General features: G+C 59.6%; 9 protein-coding genes and 5 pseudogenes. 10 read left to right on the plus strand and 4 right to left on the minus strand.

Translation table 11 applies throughout. The features are described 5' to 3' along the window. Positions 1-127: 127 nt before the first annotated feature. The gene (locus C5L13_RS20450) at positions 128-811 is read right to left on the minus strand and encodes a B3/B4 domain-containing protein (protein ID WP_105385120.1); all 684 of its coding nucleotides are present in this window, start codon (positions 809-811) and stop codon (positions 128-130) included. A 45-nt stretch (positions 812-856) separates the two neighbouring features. On the opposite strand from C5L13_RS20450, the gene C5L13_RS20455 reads away from it, so the two are divergent. Beyond that, entirely contained in the window at positions 857-1,480 is a 624-nt protein-coding gene (locus C5L13_RS20455) for a helix-turn-helix domain-containing protein (protein WP_105385121.1), read from the plus strand. Positions 1,481-1,512: 32 nt separating this feature from the next. Here the strand turns inward: C5L13_RS20455 and C5L13_RS20460 are convergent, their stop codons facing one another. Both C5L13_RS20460 and C5L13_RS20465 read right to left on the minus strand, forming a co-directional pair. Further along, the gene (locus C5L13_RS20460) at positions 1,513-2,673 is read right to left on the minus strand and encodes a M20 aminoacylase family protein (protein ID WP_105385122.1); all 1,161 of its coding nucleotides are present in this window, start codon (positions 2,671-2,673) and stop codon (positions 1,513-1,515) included. A 42-nt stretch (positions 2,674-2,715) separates the two neighbouring features. Beyond that, positions 2,716-3,900 (minus strand): trans-sulfuration enzyme family protein, encoded by a 1,185-nt coding sequence (locus C5L13_RS20465; RefSeq protein ID WP_105385123.1) that lies wholly within the window; start codon positions 3,898-3,900, stop codon positions 2,716-2,718. A gap of 176 nt (positions 3,901-4,076) precedes the next feature. On the opposite strand from C5L13_RS20465, the gene pdxR reads away from it, so the two are divergent. From pdxR to C5L13_RS20485, 4 genes and pseudogenes are all read left to right on the plus strand, one after another. Further along, positions 4,077-5,510: a MocR-like pyridoxine biosynthesis transcription factor PdxR gene (gene pdxR, locus C5L13_RS20470; RefSeq protein WP_105385124.1), complete on the plus strand. Its 1,434-nt coding sequence runs from the start codon at positions 4,077-4,079 to the stop codon at positions 5,508-5,510. Positions 5,511-5,623: 113 nt separating this feature from the next. Then, positions 5,624-6,256, plus strand: coding sequence for a LysE family translocator (locus tag C5L13_RS20475; protein ID WP_105385125.1), 633 nt, complete (start codon positions 5,624-5,626; stop codon positions 6,254-6,256). Between the two features lie 11 nt (positions 6,257-6,267). Further along, entirely contained in the window at positions 6,268-7,170 is a 903-nt protein-coding gene (locus tag C5L13_RS20480; protein ID WP_105385126.1) for a dihydrodipicolinate synthase family protein, read from the plus strand. Between the two features lie 508 nt (positions 7,171-7,678). Further along, positions 7,679-8,729 (plus strand): annotated as a pseudogene (locus tag C5L13_RS20485) (IS110 family transposase). A gap of 260 nt (positions 8,730-8,989) precedes the next feature. Here the strand turns inward: C5L13_RS20485 and C5L13_RS20490 are convergent. Further along, positions 8,990-10,086: pseudogene (locus C5L13_RS20490) on the minus strand (IS1595 family transposase). A 242-nt stretch (positions 10,087-10,328) separates the two neighbouring features. Between C5L13_RS20490 and C5L13_RS20500 the strand changes: the two are divergent. The 5 genes and pseudogenes from C5L13_RS20500 to C5L13_RS20520 all read left to right on the plus strand — a co-directional run. Then, positions 10,329-10,921 (plus strand): annotated as a pseudogene (locus tag C5L13_RS20500) (DUF4158 domain-containing protein); the annotation flags it as partial. A 194-nt stretch (positions 10,922-11,115) separates the two neighbouring features. Then, positions 11,116-11,860 (plus strand): annotated as a pseudogene (locus C5L13_RS20505) (ImuA family protein). Continuing rightward, entirely contained in the window at positions 11,781-13,292 is a 1,512-nt protein-coding gene (locus C5L13_RS20510; RefSeq protein WP_170117297.1) for a Y-family DNA polymerase, read from the plus strand. The pseudogene C5L13_RS20505 and the gene C5L13_RS20510 overlap by 80 nt, the downstream one beginning before the upstream one ends. Beyond that, positions 13,289-16,529 (plus strand): annotated as a pseudogene (locus tag C5L13_RS20515) (error-prone DNA polymerase); the annotation flags it as partial. The gene C5L13_RS20510 and the pseudogene C5L13_RS20515, both read left to right, overlap by 4 nt. 507 nt (positions 16,530-17,036) lie before the next feature. Next, positions 17,037-17,948, plus strand: a complete 912-nt coding sequence (locus tag C5L13_RS20520) for a LysR family transcriptional regulator (RefSeq protein WP_245571395.1) — start codon at positions 17,037-17,039, stop codon at positions 17,946-17,948. The last annotated feature ends 213 nt before the right edge of the window (positions 17,949-18,161 follow it).

The raw sequence follows: 18,161 nt of genomic DNA on the forward strand, positions 1-18,161 counted from the left end.
CCGCCACCGCCGTGGTTTCACGGCGCTCTTGTGGCATTTGTTGAGGCAGCGCGCAGGCCTCCGTTCTCCCGGCGCGATCGCCGGAAGTCCTGCGCGATGAATTACCTTGTCGATACAGCCGCCGAAGTCAGGCGACGGCTATTGTTCTTCTTTCGATCTGACTGCCGGGGGCGAGCTGAGTGAGCCCGTTCACCAACATGTTTCCCGCCTCTTCAAGAGCGGACTCCGGCATCGTTCCGAGACTTTCGAGTATAAACCACATCTTGCCCCCGATGGCGTCAAGACGGGTGCGGGTTCCCTGCCGCCAATTCCAGCGACGGCAAGTGACACCCACATCGTCACGCCATACGATTTCGCCTTTGACAGGGGTTTCGGTAACCGACTCGCCGTTGGCAATCGTATCGAATGGCTCTGTCCCATCTGATATGGAAAGGCGCGGCAGGCCTACGTAGGCGTCGAAGTTTTCGCCGCCCACCGGAACTGCGTAACGGAGGCTCACGGCATTATAGAGATCGACCAGAGGATTGATGGAAGGGATACGTCCATCCTTCTCCACCCTTTTTCTGAGGGCCTGCGCGGAGCAGGGGGTGCGGTTCGGTTTGGCTCCAAACCGGGCATATACATCTCCCCAGCTTGCCATGTGCGCTTCGCTCCACTCAGGGCCGCCCGCCCGTACGAAATCACATGCTTCCTCAAGCACCTGTCGCGTCATTGCGCCTTCCGATGCTGTAGTGGCATCGACAAGAATGCTGATCGCCCGGAAGTCCGGCGCGAGGTCTGCGATCCCTTTTTCGATGATCGGTAATTCCATTTTTCTACTAGCTCTCACTGACCGATTTGGTTTACAATAATGACCATGGAAAAGAAAGTCAATATATCGACCGATGCGGTCATCGAGGTCGAGCAGGTCACCTCAACGGTCTCGTTGAACATGAAATTGTTCCGTCGCCAAAACGGTTTCTCGCTTGACGAACTTTCGAAACGATCCGGCGTAAGCAAGGGCATGCTGGTCGAAATCGAGAAGGGAAACGCGAATCCCAGCATCGCCACCCTTTGTCGGGCGGCAAAGGCTTTGGGCGTCTCCGTGGCCGACTTTGTCGGAGTAGCATCGAGTGTTCCTGTAAAGGTTGTCCCTCTTGAGAACGCACCCATATTGTGGCGGGGCCCGCTTGGCGGGAGCGCCACGCTTCTTGTCGGGACCAATGGCCCGGATGAAATCGAGCTCTGGCGTTGGACACTGTTTCCGGGCGAGGTGCATGAATCTCCCGGCCACTCTCCGGGAACCCTTGAGCTTCTTAACATCGAGACGGGCAGTCTCACTTTCCGACTTGGAGACACCGAGCAGACTGTTGAGGCCGGTTCGTCCGTACTCGCGCAAACCGAAAGCCCCCATGCCTATATCAACAATGGGAATGAGGAACTGCGTTTCGTTATGTCCGTAGCGGAGTTCTATCGGCCGCGCGCCCGCACTAGCGTCTGATAATATGCCAGCGATCCCGCTCCGGAACACTGCTAACCCTCCGCAGAGCACAAGTCGCGCGCGAAATTATAGAAAAAGCTAACGCCTGTTCCAATAATCTCGTCGTTAAACTCGTACGTCGTGGAGTGAAGACCCGAACTGTCGCCGTTGCCGAGAAGTATGTAGGCCCCCGGCACCGCTTCGAGCATGAAGGCAAAGTCTTCGCTGAACATCATCGGATTTGCGAGGTTGACGAACGAATGTTCGCCAAAGTGCTTGATAATGCTCTGCGAAGCCAACTCCGCTTCGGTTTTGTGATTCAACGTGGCTGGGTATCCGACCTCCCATTGGAAAGTGACGTCCGCATTGAAGCTATGAGCCTGAAGCAATGTAACTTCCTCGACGCGCTTTTGCAGTTCTGCTCGGACGGTCGGGTCCATGGCTCTCATGCTCACCTCGAGTACGGACGTCTCGGGAATGATGTTAGCGGCTGATCCGGCATGGAAGGAGCCGACGGTAACCACTGCGGCCTGGTGTGGCGATATGTTACGGGCGACGAGTGTCTGTAGAGCCATGACGATGCTAGAGCCTACGACCACCGGGTCGATGGTGGTCTCGGGAAGGGCACCGTGTCCGCCTTTTCCCTTTACCGTTATTGTGACTACATCGATCGAAGCTGCGATGGCTCCTGCGCGAGTGGCGAAAATGCCTGCCTCGAGGCCCGGAAGGTTGTGGAGGGCAAAGACCCGTTTGCAGGGGAACCTGTCGAATAGCCCGTCCTCGATCATCAACTTTGCACCGCCGAGGTTCTCTTCGGCAGGCTGAAAGATGAAATGCACGGTCCCCTTGAAGGAAGCGTCTTGGGCGAGTGCCCAGGCGGCTCCGAGAAGCATGGTGGTGTGTCCGTCGTGTCCACATGCGTGCATGACGCCGGGATGCTCGCTCGCGTAGGGAAGTCCGGTCTCTTCGGTCATCGGCAGCGCGTCGAAATCCGCACGGAAGCCTACGGCGTTGTCCGGATTGCCCCGTTGCAGGCTTGCCACCAGCCCTGTTGACGCAATCCCGCCGTGGACCTTGTAACCCCAGGACCGAAGTTGGTCGCTGATAAACGCCGACGTTTTAGCTTCCGAGAGACCGATCTCCGGTATCCGGTGCAAACGATGGCGGATTTCGACGAGTTCGGTAAGGATCGGGTCAAAGTCAAGTGTTTTCATATGCGATGTCTCCGTAGGTATGAACAAGGGTGGGGCCGCGGATCAAAGACCGGCGAGGGCCTGCCACAGGTCCTCGATCAGGTCTTCCGCATCCTCCAGCCCTATCGAGAGGCGAATGACGTCGGGGCCCAGCCGACTGCAGAGATCGGCGTCCGCGAGCGCTACGTGTTGCGCTCCGGAAATGTCGCCGGACCTGCAGAAGAGGCTGCCGACTTCGCCAGCGTTTACAGCTGGATTGAACAAGCGAAGTCTACCGATCGCCTGACGGATCGCCTTGTCACCTGACTTGAGACCGAAAGCGACCATTCCTGACCCCGCTGTCATCTGGCGTCGGGCGACGGCGTAGTCGGGGTGCGAAGGAAGGTAAGGATATCGCACCCACGCGACCGCCGGATGGCTTTCCAGGGTCAGTGCGATCGCATGCGCCGAGGAACTGTGCCGCTCCATCCTGAGTGAAAGTGTCGCCAGACCGCGGGACACCATATAGGCCGAATCCGCCGAGAGATTACAGTCACCAGGCTGCTTCATGGCTGCTCGGCGCACTCTACCGATGAACTCCTCGTTCGAAAAAAGACCGCCGCCCATCGTGTCGCCATGGCCGTTCACATATCTCGTCAGGGAATGCAGCACGACGTCCGCACCATGCTCGAGAGGGCGCTGGAGGGCAGGCGAAGCAAACGTGGCGTCTACCGCAACTGTCAGGCCCAGATCATGTGCAGCTTGGGACACCTCGCGGATATCCAGGACTTCGTTCAACGGATTGGCGGGCGTCTCGAAGAAAACCAGATGGCACCGCCCGTCAGCCACCCGGCGCAGGTTTTCCGCATCGGTTAATTCGACCGCGATCATCTCTATGCCCAGGCGTGACAGGACAGCGTGCATTAGGGCGGTAGTGGCGGTACACGCCGACCGCTGAAGGATAACCCTGTCACTTGGCGATGACGTAGCGAGAACGAGTGAAGTGAAGGCAGCGACCGCTGAATTGAAAAGCAACCCGTCCTGCGCTCCCTCAAGACCGGCGAGCCTCTTGGCGAGGCCATCCGCAGGCGTTGCGAGCTGGGCTTCATGATATTCAGAGAGCTGATGCTCGGGCCGACCGCAGAACGGGATCGCCGCGATTCTGTTGAGCCCCTGTTCCGAGGTTGCTCCCTTGAAGATCGCACGGGTTGCGAATCCCAGCTCGTTGTCATCAGCTGCGGTGCGATTGTGATGTTTGTCGTCGTTCATTGAGAGCCGATCGTCGCTTGCGAAACCAGATTTTGGCACCGGGTCAATTCTTGCCGAGATGACGGTCTACGCGCCGCTGAAGATGACGCCAGGGCTCCGCTCCTTGACTTTTCATGCTTATCTCAGGCAGCTGGTGTTATCTGTAGTGCCAGTTTTGTACAAAGGGAGTGGGCCAGTTGAGGCATGCAACGCACACGTCGGCTTCAGCGCGTGGGATATATCTTGGGCTGCGCGACCAGATCGTCAGCGGTGTCTACGCGCCGGGAGACCGACTTCCCTCCACCCGCGCGCTGGCGGAAGAACTCGGGGTATCGCGGACAACAGTGACAACGGCGTTCGACCAGCTCATTTCCGAAGGCTATGTAACTGTCAGGCAAGGCGCAAAGGCAACCGTCGCCGACAATGTCGCCATTTCGTCAACCGACCAGGAACCGAGGATCGGCAACGTCTACCAAAGGCTGTCCGGCTACGCGAAGCGGGCGATGGAGCTTCCATCTCACTTGCCTGGAAGTGGAAACCTTCGATACGATTTCCGGTACGGAGACGTCGCTCCGGACGATTTCCCCAGGCTGGCGTGGCGCAAGGCGTTGACGACGGCCGTGTTGGCCCGGCGAGAACGCCTCGGTTACGGCCACCCGGCGGGTAGTCTTCACCTGCGCCAGGCCTTGCAGGGCTACCTCTGGCGGGCCCGCGGAATCCGCTGCGACGCCGAGCAGATCGTGGTCGTCAATGGATCGCAACAGGCCGTCGACCTATGCGCGCGCGTTCTCGTCGATCCGGGAGACCGAGTGCTGGTCGAGGAGCCGTGCTACGCGATGGCAAGGTACGTGTTTCTGACCGTCGGGGCAGAGCCGGTCCCGATGCGCTGCGATTCGGAGGGGATGGACACGGCCTGTCTGCCGGAACCCGGTCGCCATACACTGGCGTTTGTAACGCCTAGCCACCAGTTCCCGCTCGGGGGCGTCCTTTCGGTCGGACGCCGCAGGCAATTGGTTGAATGGGCGGAAGCAGGAAATGCCTACGTCATCGAAGACGACTATGACGGCGAATACAGATACGACGTCCGACCCATACCGCCGCTGTACATCTCTGGTAAGGGCAGGGTTGTTTACATCGGGACGGTTTCGAAAACTCTCTCGCCCACCCTCCGCCTCGGTTATCTGGTCCTACCCAAGAGCCTCGTGGAGCCATTCGTGCGGTGCAAGCAGATCGCCGACAGACATGGGGCCACCTTCGAGCAGGAGGCACTCGCCTCCCTTATCGAAAGCGGCATCTACGAACGGCACGTCAGGAAAATGAGGCGGATGAATTCCGAGCGGCGAGCGGCGTTTCTCGGTGCCATGTTGGAAGTTTTCGGGGACAGGGTGGAAATCGTGGGAACCTCGGCAGGTCTCCACGTCGTCGTATGGTTCAACGGGTTCAGAGGTGAGGACGAAAACGAGTTCGCTCGAAAGGCTTTGGCCGCGGGCGTCGGAATCTATCCGATTTCCAGATCGTTCTCACAGCAGGCGGAACGTCGCGCAGGTTTCGTCTTCGGGTACGCTTCGATGCCGGTCCAGGGCATCGCAGAGGGCGTGAGGCTTCTTGCGGCCGTCCTCCCGCCTTGTTAAACCAAAGCGACTGGACCAGTGTTTCTTTTGAAAACTGGCGCTTCTACGCTGCCAGCTAGATCGGTAAATGGGTGATAGCAATACCCGCCGCAGATCGAATTCGAAACCAGCCAATGGACGTCGACATACAGCAGCTACTCGTGGTCTTCACGGCCTACGTCATCGCTGCGGGAAGTCCCGGGCCCAGCAACATGCGTATCATGGGCGTGGCTATGACCGACGGCAGGCGAGCGGGTCTGGCTGTGGCATCGGGCGTCGTAAGCGGATCGATCTTCTGGGGGTTGATGGCGGCAACCGGAGTGTCAGCTATCCTGAAAACATATCCGGGTGCGCTTTCAATCCTTCAGGTCTTCGGCGGCATCTACTTACTCTATCTGGCATATCGAGCCGCTCGTAGCGCCCTGTCGGCCGATCCTGCTACGTCTTCGGAAAACGGCCGGCCGGCCGTCTCGATGGCCGCCCTGTACAGACGGGGTCTTCTGATGCACCTCATGAACCCCAAATCGATCCTCGCATGGATCGCGCTAATGACCCTCGGTCTCGGACCCGGTTCCTCGTCGTCCTCGGTCGTTATAATTCTAGCGGCGTGCGCCTTCCTCAGCGTTACGATCTTCTGCGGTTACGCCCTCGTTTTCTCCACGGCTCCCATGGTGCGGCTTTACCGGAGTGCGCGCCGCTGGATAGAAGGTACGCTTGCTCTGTCGTTTGGCCTTGCAGGCCTGAAACTTCTATTCTCCCGCTTTTGAAAGGAAAACCTATGTCCTTGTTCGAAGGTCTTTCGGCCTTTCCGATTACGCCAGCCGATGCATCCGGTCGCGTCGACGTCGAGGCTCTCGGCCGCATCCTCCTTCGCATCAGGGACGCGAAAGCCGATTCCATCGGGCTGCTAGGCAGCACGGGAGGATACGCGTTCCTTACGGCTGAGGAGCGGATCAGGGCGGTGGACGCCGCCATTAATGCGGTCGGTGGAGACATACCCGTGATTGTCGGCGTCGGTGCTATCAGGACAAGCGACGCCCAGACACTCGCCAAGGCCGCCAGGATTGCCGGCGCTGACGGATTGCTCCTTGCGCCCGTGTCGTACGCGCCGCTGACGGAGGACGAGGTATACGAACACTTTGCGGCCGTGGCTGACGCCGGGCAGCTTCCGCTTTGCATCTACAATAACCCGGGGACCACCAAGTTCGTGTTCACGAACAGCCTCATCGCGAAGCTCTCGAAAGTCGCGAACATCGCTGCGGTCAAGATGCCTCTTCCCGCGGAAGACGATTTCGCGGGAGAACTCGCATATCTGCGCGGGCACACGTCGCCTACGTTCCGGATCGGCTACAGCGGTGACTCGGGCGCGGCGCCTTCGCTTTTGGCGGGCGGAGACGCTTGGTTTTCGGTTGTCGGGGGCCTGCTTCCCGCCCAAGCACTCGCGTTGACGCGCGCGGCGCAATCCGGAGATCGCGTCAGAACCGGAGAGATAGACGGGGCGTTTCAACCTCTTTGGACGCTTTTCCGCGAGTTCGGTAGCTTTAGGGTCATGTACACGATCGCGGATGTGCTAGGCCTATGCAGGGTCGATCCACCGCGGCCTGTGCTCCCCATTCCAGAGGCTGCGCGGGGTCGGGTCGCCGTTGCGGTGAATGAACTGCAACAGCGCGTGCCTGGCTAAAGGCTTTCCGCTCTGCGGGTTGTATCGGAATGATTTCAGAGTCAACAACGCCCTCGCGCGTTTCTCGGTGTTCTCGTCGCACTTGGTCTGGCGCCTCTGCTCAACGCTTGCTCCAGTCGCTATTTGCGGCGATCTGCTCGAGCATCAAGAAAGCCGATGGGCTTGACTTCGTTGAGATCGGTATCATCACGCTGGCCTTCCAGCCAGCTGGCTCACTTCCACAGCTCGCCTACGTGACATACGATCAAACAGAGGCCACGACGCTTGCTGATTAGCTAGTCATTATACTTACAGATGAGACAGAGCATGAAGGCCCGACCACTTGATTTGTATGATTGACCGGCAATACGTTTGTGGCAGTGTTCTTGGTTCACCGGCGATTAATCTTACAGATGGTCGCCTGCACGGGGTCAGAACAAGAGCAGTCCGAAATCGATGGGATGGAAGGCTCCCGCTCCCCCGGTGCTAGAATGGCATCGGTTAGGGTGGACAAACCGGGAGCGTTCGAATGGAAGAGATCTCTACCGTTGGCATCGATATAGCGAAATCGGTGTTCCAGGTTCATGCGATTGATGTCGATGGCAAATGTAGTTGTGCGGCGACAGTTACGTCGCCAACAGATGCTGAAATTCTTCGCACAGGTGCCGCCTTGCCTCATCGGCATCGAGGCTTGCGGAACGGCTCATTATTGGGCCCGCGAGCTTTCGGCTCTCGGGCATGACGTGCGGCTGATGCCGCCAGCCTATGTGAAGCCTTACGTCAAAAGGCAGAAAAATGACGCCGCGGACGCTGAGGCGATCTGTGAAGCAGTGACGCGACCGACAATGCGTTTCGTGCCGGTGAAATCCGTAGAGCAGCAGTCAGCGGCGATGTTGCACCGTTCAAGAGCTCTGCTCATCAAGCAACGCACGATGCTTCTGCACTCGATCCGTGCCCATCTTGCCGAACTTGGCATTTCGATTGGTGTGGGAACTAGCCAGATGGTCCGCATCGTACGGGAGCTTGCGCAAGGAGAGCGATCAGATCTGCCGGAGCTTGCCCGGTTCGTCCTTGAGGCGCTGGCGAAGTTAGTTTGCGACCTGGCGCAACGCCTTCAGGCAATCGAAAAGAAGCTGATCTCCTGGCATTACAAAAATGATCTATCGAACCGACTGGAAACCATACCCGGAGTGGGTTTTGTCACGGCGTCGGCCCTGCCGTCGATTGTCCCCGATCCCCAAGCTTTCAAGTCAGGGAGACATTTTGCCGCCTGGCTCGGCTTGGTGCCGCGACAGAACTCCTCCGGGGGTAAGGCTCGGCTTGGCCGCATCAGCAAGCAAGGAAATCCATATATCCGACAATTATTGGTGCTCGGCGCAACCTCTGTTTTACGCTACATTCGTCGCGACGGAGGTAGTGGCACGGGATGGATCGGTGGCTTGTTGAGACGTCGACCGCCAAAGGTCGCAGCCGTCGCTCTTGCCAACAAGATGGCTCGCATCGCGTGGTCGATCATGACGCGAGGCGGCGAATATGAGGAAATCAACGATCTGAGAGCGGTTCAGCCCGCAAATAGCTGAGGCCGTTCAAAGTTTGAGGCGAAAGAGGTAAGTGAAGGCAGCAACTCGATCCCGATGGATCGGCCGAACCCGTTTAGCGTAGCGGACGTCAAAGTCCGTCTAATCGATTGGGGGCACGATTCTGGCGGAACCCTTCAAGGCCAGCAGTCGAAAGAAGGGCTGCATTAAAGGCCGGACACACGACTGCACTCGAGATGCGCTGCATAACGAAGCAATTTTCCCTCAACGCGGGAGCCTTCCACACACGTACGCGGCCTTTATCAACCAAAGGCAGCTACGGCCGATTTGATGATGATGCCGCCATCCGGGCTTCTGCGCATCTGACGGCCGGTAGCAGCGCGGAACACTTGCAGCAATTGCAACGACGGCGGCACCCGCTTCCAAAGAGTTTTTATGCCTTCCCTGCCATTTCGGCTTTTTCGCACAGCTTGGCCGGTGACAATGCGCTGGGACCAGCGGAAGCCGATTTCATGGAAATATAGGTCGGCAAGTTCCGGGCTGATATGATGAAAAACACCTGCGATGGTTCGGCGAACCCTAGCATTGAACCCTTCAACTGAATTGACGTGGACGGTATCGCGGACATATTCGCGGCTGGTGTGGTTGACCGTCTCGTGTGCGGCAAAGCTCTCGCCAATAGCCATGAATGCCTTTGCTTCGTCACTCATCAAATGTGCCTGAAGCTTAACTTGTGGTGGAATCGCACCTACGGCAGCACGCAATGTAAGACCGGTAACGACGGCGGCGCGAGCGTCGCCCGCAGCGGACCCGGGGTGACGTCTGCGGGTCGCTGAACAATCGCCAAGACCGGCGTCTTCAGCGTTTTCGCTTGTCCCTTGCGGCCTCTTCCGAGCGATGGATCATCGGGATGCTTTCGTGGCCCGCCACCGAGATAGAAATGGTCAATCTCTACCGTGCCGTCGAGCATGTTCTCGCGCGCGACCATGAGACGCAGCGCATGACCGATCCGCCAGGCTGTGGGTTGGCTCACCCCCAATGTCTCGGCGAGACGGACCGAGGACAAGCCCTTGTCCGACTGCAGCAACAGCCACATCGCCTTGAGCCACACGCTCAAGGGAAGTTTCGTGGCGTGCAGGGGCGTGTGTGTTGTCACCGTGAACTGGAACCGGCAATCACCGCTGGAGCATTGATAGAGACCGGGCCGCGCACGCCGCTTGCCCACGTCGCGGCCAGCTATCGCGATCGAGCGCTTGTACCCACAGGCGGGGCAGACCCTGCCATTCGGCCATACCATGCCTTCCAGCAAACGACGGCAATGCTCCTCCTCCCTAAACACTGCAACCATGTCTTCAACTGTCCGAATATTGGAAAGCGTTGCTAGCATCATTTCAGACATACTTATCTCCTTCGGGACTGATCGAAGAATCGCATGCAAGACACTATATTACAAGGTGTTGGCTGTCTTTGGTTGATAAAAGCCACGTACGCTAAGGCCGAACGGAACAGGAACGATGTTGTAGTTCGGACCTGCAGCATCCGATCTCTGTGGATTGCCATCGTCATGCGCCAGTTTTGATTTCTCTGTCCGGCCCGACTCGACAACGCTCGACGCAGATTGGTCGTGAATGGAGTCGGGCGATGGCAAAGCGCAAGCTTCTCAAAGATCAAGATCGCCGGAGGTTTGTCGATATCCCAGTCGACGAGGACAGCTTAATCCGACACTATTCGTGTCATTGGCGGATCGCCTGGAGATCGAACTGCGGAGACGTAATCACAATCGGCTCGGCTTTGCCATCCAGCTATGTCTAATGCGATACCCGGGTCGAGTGCTTGGAGCAGAAGAAACTCCGCCTCGCGCCATGCTGAGATATGTTGCTGATCAGATCGGCGCCGCTCCAGACGAATTTGCCCTCTATGCACGCCGTGAAGAAACCCGTCGGGATCATATGGCGCGGCTAATGGTGTATCTGGATACGAGAAGCGCGATGCTGCAAGATCGCCGCGCCGCGCTATTGGCGGCAATTCAAGCGGCGACCATGTCCGACGACGGTGCTGCGATAGCCAGTTCGGCTGTCGCCGCGTTTCGCGAACGCGGAACTCTTCTGCCGGCGATCGACACGATCGAACTCATCGGCCTTGCCGGCCGTGCCATAGCCCGGCGCCGGGCAGAAAGAACCCTGATTGAAGACATCCCACTCGATAGGCTTCAATCACTGGATAACGCTCTCAAACACTCGGAAAAAAATCTGCAGACCGCTATCGGGCTGATTCCCATGGGTATTCCGCGGATTTCTAATGTTCAGGATAATATTCCCATCCTTCCGGTTGCTTGACTCTTCCGTTGGGCGGGAACAGAAAGAGAACATCCACATTTTGATCGACATGATGTCGGCCGCCAACACGACCTTGAAGGGAGCCGTGAACGATGACTGCTGCCCGTGAACGGGTGATTTCCGATCTGCGCGAGCGCATTGCCTCGCTGGAGGGCGTGTCAGCCAGAAAGGCTGGCTGTCTCTCCTTCGGCGTGCCGGAGATCGATGCCGTCCTGCCGGGAGGTGGCCCGGCCTATGGCGCCCTGCACGAATTTGCCGGCGGCGGGTCGGGCACGGTGGATGGTGCGGCGGCAGCCCTGTGTGCGGCGGGCATTGCGGCCCGCACCAAAGGCCCGATCGTCTGGTGCCTGACGCGCCCCGATCTCTTCTTTCCGGCGCTCGCCCAGGTCGGACTCCACCCCGACCGGGTGATCTTTGTCGAGTCCGACAGGGAGGAAGACGTCCTGGCAAACATGGAGGAAGGGCTGTCCTTTGGTGGGCTCGGCGCCGTCGTCGGCGAACTCGTTCGCCTGCCGATGGTGGGCTCCCGTCGGCTGCAGCTGGCGGCTGAGCGAACGGGCACGATGGCGCTCGCCGTCCGACGCTGGCGGCGGCAGACGGAGGCAAATGACTTCGGGCAGCCGACCGCGTCGACCACGCGGTGGCGGGTGAGCGTCGGAGGAATTGCCAGTCCCGGGCGTCGGAAGAGCCCAATGGTTGCTGGAATTGATGCGCGTGAAAGCGGGCGAGTGTGCTGAGTTTCTCGTGAGGGCGTGCGATGACAAGGGTCGTCTCGATCTATCTTCCGGATCTGCCGACGGATCGCATTCGTCGCGCCGATCCTTCTATACCGCCTGAACAGGCGATCGCCGTGATTGCCAGGAGTGGATCGAAGCGTTGGGTATCTGCTGCCGACGCGGCCGCCCGAAAGGCCGGCGTGCATGTCGGCATACCCGCAGCCAAAGCGCAGGCGCTATTCCGCGGCCTGATGCTGGTCGAGGCGGATCCTGCGACGGATGCGGCAGCACTCGAACGGATCACGCTTTGGGCGCTGACTCTCTACTCGCCGATCGTCGCGGTTGATGGGACCGACGGGATCGTCATGGATACTGAGGGTGCCGATCACCTGCAGGGCGGCGAGCTCGCCATGGTGACGAAGATCGCCAATCAGTTCCTGGCCAAGAAGCTCACCGCCCGTGTCGCGATCGCCGACAGCTGGGGTGCGGCACACGCCTGTGCCCGTGCCATCAGCCGCGAGACGGTCATCGTGCCTTCAGGTGAGACCGTCCGCGCCGTCGAAAAGCTACCGATATCGTTGCTGCGCCTACCCGGGAAAGTCGTCAGCGATCTGCGCACGCTTGGCTTCCAGACCATCGGTGCATTGGCCAACACGCCGCGCGCGCCGCTGACGCTTCGTTTCGGTCCGGAGATTGGCCGGCGGCTCGACCAGATGTTCGGCCGCCTCCCCGAACCGATCGATCCGATCCGCACCGCCGAACTGATTGAGGTCAGCCGGGCCTTCGCCGAACCGATTGGTGCTGCCGAGACTATCAACAAATATGTCGGCCGGCTGGTCGTGCAACTAATTGAGGAGCTGCAAAGGCGCGGCCTCGGCGTGCGCCGAGCGGATCTGATCGTCGAGAAGGTCGACGGAACGCGGCAGGCGATCCGCGCCGGCACGGTGAAGCCGGTGCGCGATGTCGCCTGGCTGACGAAGCTGTTTCGCGACCGGACGGAGAAGATCCAACCCGGCTTCGGGATCGAAAAACTCACCCTGGTTGCGGTGATGGCTGAGCCGCTGGAGGAGCGCCAGAAATCCTCCTCCCTGGTCGAGGAGGAAGTGAAGGACGTGACGCCGCTGATCGATATCTACGGCAACCGTGGCCAGCGTGTTTATCGGGTGGCACCCGTTGCCTCCGACGTGCCCGAGCGCTCCGTCCAGCGCATCAGCGCCGCGGCCGATCCGGTCGAGGTCACCTGGGTCAGCCATTGGCGCCGGCCGGTCCGGCTGCTGGCACGTCCGGAGCTGATCGAGGCGATCGCCTTGATGCCGGACCGGCCGCCGGTCTCGATCACCTGGCGCGGCAAGCGCCGGAGGGTCAAGCGGGCCGATGGTCCAGAACGGATTTTTGGCGAGTGGTGGCAGCGCGACGCCGAGATGGAGGCGGTGCGGGACTACTTTGTCATCGAAGACGAGGCCGGCGAGCGCCTCTGGGTCTTTCGCTCCGGTGACGGCATCGATCCTGAAACCGGAAGCCATCGCTGGTTCATGCATGGGATCTTCGCATGAGCTATGCCGAGCTGCAGGTCACAACCCATTTTTCCTTCCTGCGCGGCGCAAGCTCGGCGCAGGAACTGTTCGAGACCGCCAAGGCGCTCGGCATCGAAGCACTCGGCGTTGTCGATCGCAATTCGCTTGCGGGGATTGTCAGGGCACTCGAAGCATCCCGCGCCACAGGTTTGCGTCTGGTCGTCGGCTGCCGGCTCGATCTGCAAGACGGTATGTCGTTGCTGGTCTATCCGACCGACCGGGCTGCCTATTCCCGGCTGACACGCCTTATCACGCTCGACAAATCGCGGGGCGGCAAGAACAACTGCATCCTCCACTGGGACGATGTCATCGCATACAACGATGGCATGATTGGCGTACTGGTGCCGGATCAGCCGGATGACGTCTGTGCGATCCAGCTGCGCAAGATGGCCGAGGTATTTGGCGACCGCGCCTATGTGTCTCTTTGCCTCCGGCGCCGGCAGAATGACCAGTTGCGGCTGCACGAAATCTCCAATCTCGCCACGCGGTTCAAGGTGAAGACGGTCGTCACCAATGACGTCCTCTTCCATGAGCCATGGCCGCCGGCAGCTGCAGGACATTGTCACCTGCATTCGCACCCGCACGGTAATCGACGAGGTCGGCTTCGAGCGCGAGCGCCACGCCGACCGCTATCTGAAGCCACCGGAGGAGATGGAGCGCCTTTTCCCTCGATACCCGATGGCTTTGGCACGGACCATGGAGATCGTTCGGCGATGCAAGTTCTCGCTTGAGGAGCTGACCTACCAATATCCGGAGGAAGCAATCGTCCCGGGCAAGGACGCCCAGGCGTCTCTCGAGCATTATGTCTGGGAATGCATTCCCGACCGCTATCCGGAAGGAATGCCACCTGATGTTCTGAAGACGGTGCGGCACGAGCTCGATCTCATCCGCACCATGAAATACGCTCCGTATTTTCTGACCGTCTTCTCGATCGTTCGCTATGCGCGGTCTCAAGGTATTCTATGCCAAGGCAGGGGGTCCGCCGCCAACAGCGCCGTCTGCTACATTCTCGGCATTACCAGTATCGATCCCTCGACCAACGATCTTCTGTTCGAGCGTTTTGTATCCCAGGAGCGCGACGAGCCGCCGGATATCGATGTGGATTTCGAGCACGAGCGGCGCGAAGAGGTGATCCAGTGGATCTATCGAACCTATACCAGAGAAAAGGCGGCACTCTGCGCCACCGTTACCCGCTACCGGGCGCGTGGCGCGATCCGTGATGTCGGCAAGGCGTTTGGCTTGCCGGAGGACGTGATTAAGGCGCTGTCGTCGGGCATGTGGTCCTGGTCGGAGGAGGTCTGCGATCGCAATGTCCGCGAGCTCAATCTCAATCCCGACGATCGCCGTCTCATCCTCACTCTGAAACTAGCGCAGCAATTGATGGGTGCGCCACGGCACCTCGGCCAGCATCCCGGCGGGATCGTCCTCACCCATGATCGGCTCGACGATCTCGTGCCGATCGAACCGGCCACGATGAAGGACCGTCAGATCATCGAATGGGACAAGGACGACGTCGAAACCCTGAAATTCATGAAGGTGGATATCCTGGCCCTTGGAATGCTGACCTGCATGGCCAAGGCCTTTGATCTGATCCGCGAGCACAAGGACCGCGATCTCGACCTGTCGAAAATCGAGCAGGAGGATCCTGCGACCTATGCGATGATCCGCAAGGCCGATACGCTCGGCACGTTCCAGATCGAAAGCCGCGCCCAGATGGCGATGCTGCCGCGGCTGAAACCGCGGACGTTCTACGATCTGGTCGTGCAGGTGGCGATCGTCCGGCCCGGCCCGATCCAGGGCGACATGGTGCATCCCTATCTGCGCCGGCGCGAAGGCAAGGAGGCGGTGGAATATCCGACGCCGGAGCTGGAAGCGGTGCTCGGCAAGACGCTCGGCGTGCCGCTGTTTCAGGAGTCGGCGATGAAGGTGGCGATGGTTTGCGCCGGCTTTACCGGTGGCGAGGCGGATCAGCTGCGCAAGTCGATGGCGACCTTCAAGTTCACCGGCGGCGTCTCGCGGTTCAAGGGCAAGCTCGTGTCAGGCATGGTGAGGAACGGCTACACGCCGGAATTCGCCGAAAAGACCTTCTCCCAGCTGGAAGGCTTTGGCTCCTATGGTTTCCCGGAGAGCCATGCTGCTTCGTTCGCGCTGATCGCCTATGCATCGAGCTACATTAAATGCCATTATCCGGAAGCCTTCTGCGCGGCGCTGCTCAATTCGCAGCCCATGGGCTTTTACGCGCCGGCGCAGATTGTCGGCGATACGAGAGCCCACGGCGTCGAGGTGCGGCCGGTCTGCATCAATCGGTCCCGATGGGACTGCACGCTGGAGCGGATCGGCAACTCTGGCCGCCACGCTGTCCGGCTCGGCTTCCGGCAGGTGAAAGGATTGGCTGTCGCTGACGCGGCGCGCATCGTGGCGGCGCGCATGAATAATGCGTTTGCCTCGGTTGACGACATGTGGCGCCGATCCGGCGTGCCATCGGAGGCGCTCGTCCAGCTTGCCAAGGCAGATGCCTTTCTGCCGTCGCTGAAGCTTGAGCGTCGATACGCGCTCTGGGCGATCAAGGCGCTGCGCGATGAACCCTTGCCGCTGTTTGCCGCCGCGGCCGAACGGGAGATGGCTGCAATCGCCGAGCAGCAGGAGCCGGAGGTGGCGCTTCGGCAGATGACGGACGGGCATAACGTCATTGAGGACTACAGCTATACCGGGCTGACATTGCGGCAGCATCCGATCGCCTTCCTGCGCAAGGATCTGTCGGCGCGCAACATCATCACATGTGCTGATGCGATGAATTCGAGGGACGGGCGATGGGTCTATACCGCCGGACTTGTGCTGGTCCGGCAAAAGCCTGGATCGGCCAAAGGTGTCGTGTTCATCACCATCGAGGACGAAACCGGGCCGGCCAACCTCGTCGTTTGGCCGACACTCTTTGAAAAACGGCGGCGGGTCGTTCTCGGATCCTCGATGATGGCGATCAATGGCCGGATCCAGCGGGAAGGGGAGGTCGTCCATCTTGTCGCCCAGCAGTTGTTCGATCTATCAGGTGATCTGGTTGGCCTCGCCGATCGGGATGAGGAGTTCAAGCTGCCGGCAGGCCGCGGCGACGAGTTCGCCAGAGGCGGTGGGCCGGATCCGCGGGATCAGCCGAAGCCGGTTATAGCCGCGCGCGACATCTTCGTGCCTGATCTTCATATCGATACGCTGAAAGTGAAGAGAATTTTCATTGATATTCAGTTTGAGAAGCGGGTCGTTTGTTCACACCCTTTCAAGACCGTCACTCGACTAAGGAACGAACTTCGCATCAGGCCGGTAACAGCTGTGGTGATCCACGTTAGGAGCCTCGGCCGTGTCGACTATGCTCGTCGGGGAGGGAGTGGTGATGATGACAACGTGGTGGTCTGCCTGGACCCTTTCTTTGGCCGATATTACCTGGAGCGGCTTCTTCTTTGTACCGCCGCCGCGAAGCGATTTATGGCTTTGCCTAACCATCGGCTCACATCTCCCGGGAATGAAGCGATAGCCTTGCGCCGCTCGAGGACGGCGATCTGGACGTATTTGCCGATATCGATGGGAGCATGTCGCTTAGAAAATGCCTGTCGAGATGGTTGATCGTCCATGTGGATTGTCCTGGTTGGCGCTGCAGAACTCCTTGTTTATTCTTTCCCGAAAGACTGATAATCATATAGGACGACTCCATACTCATGACTGGAGTTCACGAATATGCCCGATGCGCATCAAATGGCGGCGTTCGTGCGCGTGGTGGAGCTTGGCTCATTTGCCAAAGCCGCAGAGGAACTGCGCCTGACGCCTTCGGCGCTGTCGAGGCTCGTCTCACGGCTTGAAGACCGGCTTGGTGTGCGGCTCCTCACGCGTACGACACGAAAACTGGCGCTGACAACGGAAGGCGCGCTCTATCTTGAGCGATCCCGCGAAGTGCTCGACCTGATCGCGCGAACCGAAGCGGACGTGTCGTCGTCACGCATAACGCCCAAAGGTCTGCTTCGCGTTAATTCCAGCACGGGCTTTGCCCGGCAGACACTTCTCCACGCGATACCGGCGTTCCTCGCGCGCTTTCCGGATGTCTCGGTGGACCTCACCTTGACCGACCGGCTTGTCGATCCGGTTGCAGAGCAGGTCGACATCATCATTCGCGGCAGCCCTTCGGCCGGCTCTGACCTTGTAGTGCGCCAGTTAGCCGAGGGTCGCCGCCTCATCTGCGCGTCGCCGGACTATCTCCGCAAACATGGAACGCCGCGATCAGCGACCGACTTGGTGCGCCACAATTGCATTGGGCTTTCCAATCAAGTTACCGCCCCGACTTGGCCTATCGCGACGGATTCTAGCATCGAGCAGTTCACGCCCAGAGGCCGCATCAGTTGCGACAATGTCGGGATGCTGTTCGACCTCGCAGTTGCTGGCCACGGCATCGTCCGTCTCGCCGATTTCGTCGTGGGGCAAGCGGTGCGCGAAGGCCGACTGGTGGAGATTCTCGCTGACGTGAACCGGTCCAACACCATCTCGCTGTGGGTTGTCATGCCGAGGGGGCGGTTTTTGTCGCCGCGCGTTCGGGCATTTCTCGACTTCATGGACGATTGGCTGCACCAAACCCATGGCGAAAATTCCCCGCATTAGTCGGTGGTGGTGAAGCTCGCCGCGTTCAACGGTAAAGTGACCGCCACGTCCGTTGGGACCGCTAAGGTCATGTGAGGTGTCCAGAAGCGGACGTAACGCCCGCCCAATTCGGTGACTTCGTGCAACAGAAGGTGGTTCACCAACGGTTTTGCGTCATTTTTGGGCTGTCATGTCATCGTCGCACACGATGCCTACCGACCACGCGACCACTTC

The sequence above is a fragment of the Neorhizobium alkalisoli genome, assembly GCF_002968635.1.
GTDB classification, from domain to species: Bacteria; Pseudomonadota; Alphaproteobacteria; order Rhizobiales; family Rhizobiaceae; genus Neorhizobium; species Neorhizobium alkalisoli.

Bases quoted from the DNA above. Each gene is read 5' to 3' on its own strand.
- C5L13_RS20450 (WP_105385120.1), bottom strand. From the start codon at position 811: ATGGAATTACCGATCATCGAAAAAGGGATCGCAGACCTCGCGCCGGAC.
- C5L13_RS20455 (WP_105385121.1), top strand. From the start codon at position 857: ATGGAAAAGAAAGTCAATATATCGACCGATGCGGTCATCGAGGTCGAG.
- C5L13_RS20460 (WP_105385122.1), bottom strand. From the start codon at position 2,673: ATGAAAACACTTGACTTTGACCCGATCCTTACCGAACTCGTCGAAATC.
- C5L13_RS20465 (WP_105385123.1), bottom strand. From the start codon at position 3,900: ATGAACGACGACAAACATCACAATCGCACCGCAGCTGATGACAACGAG.
- C5L13_RS20475 (WP_105385125.1), top strand. From the start codon at position 5,624: ATGGACGTCGACATACAGCAGCTACTCGTGGTCTTCACGGCCTACGTC.
- C5L13_RS20480 (WP_105385126.1), top strand. From the start codon at position 6,268: ATGTCCTTGTTCGAAGGTCTTTCGGCCTTTCCGATTACGCCAGCCGAT.
- C5L13_RS20510 (WP_170117297.1), top strand. From the start codon at position 11,781: ATGACAAGGGTCGTCTCGATCTATCTTCCGGATCTGCCGACGGATCGC.
- C5L13_RS20520 (WP_245571395.1), top strand. From the start codon at position 17,037: ATGCCCGATGCGCATCAAATGGCGGCGTTCGTGCGCGTGGTGGAGCTT.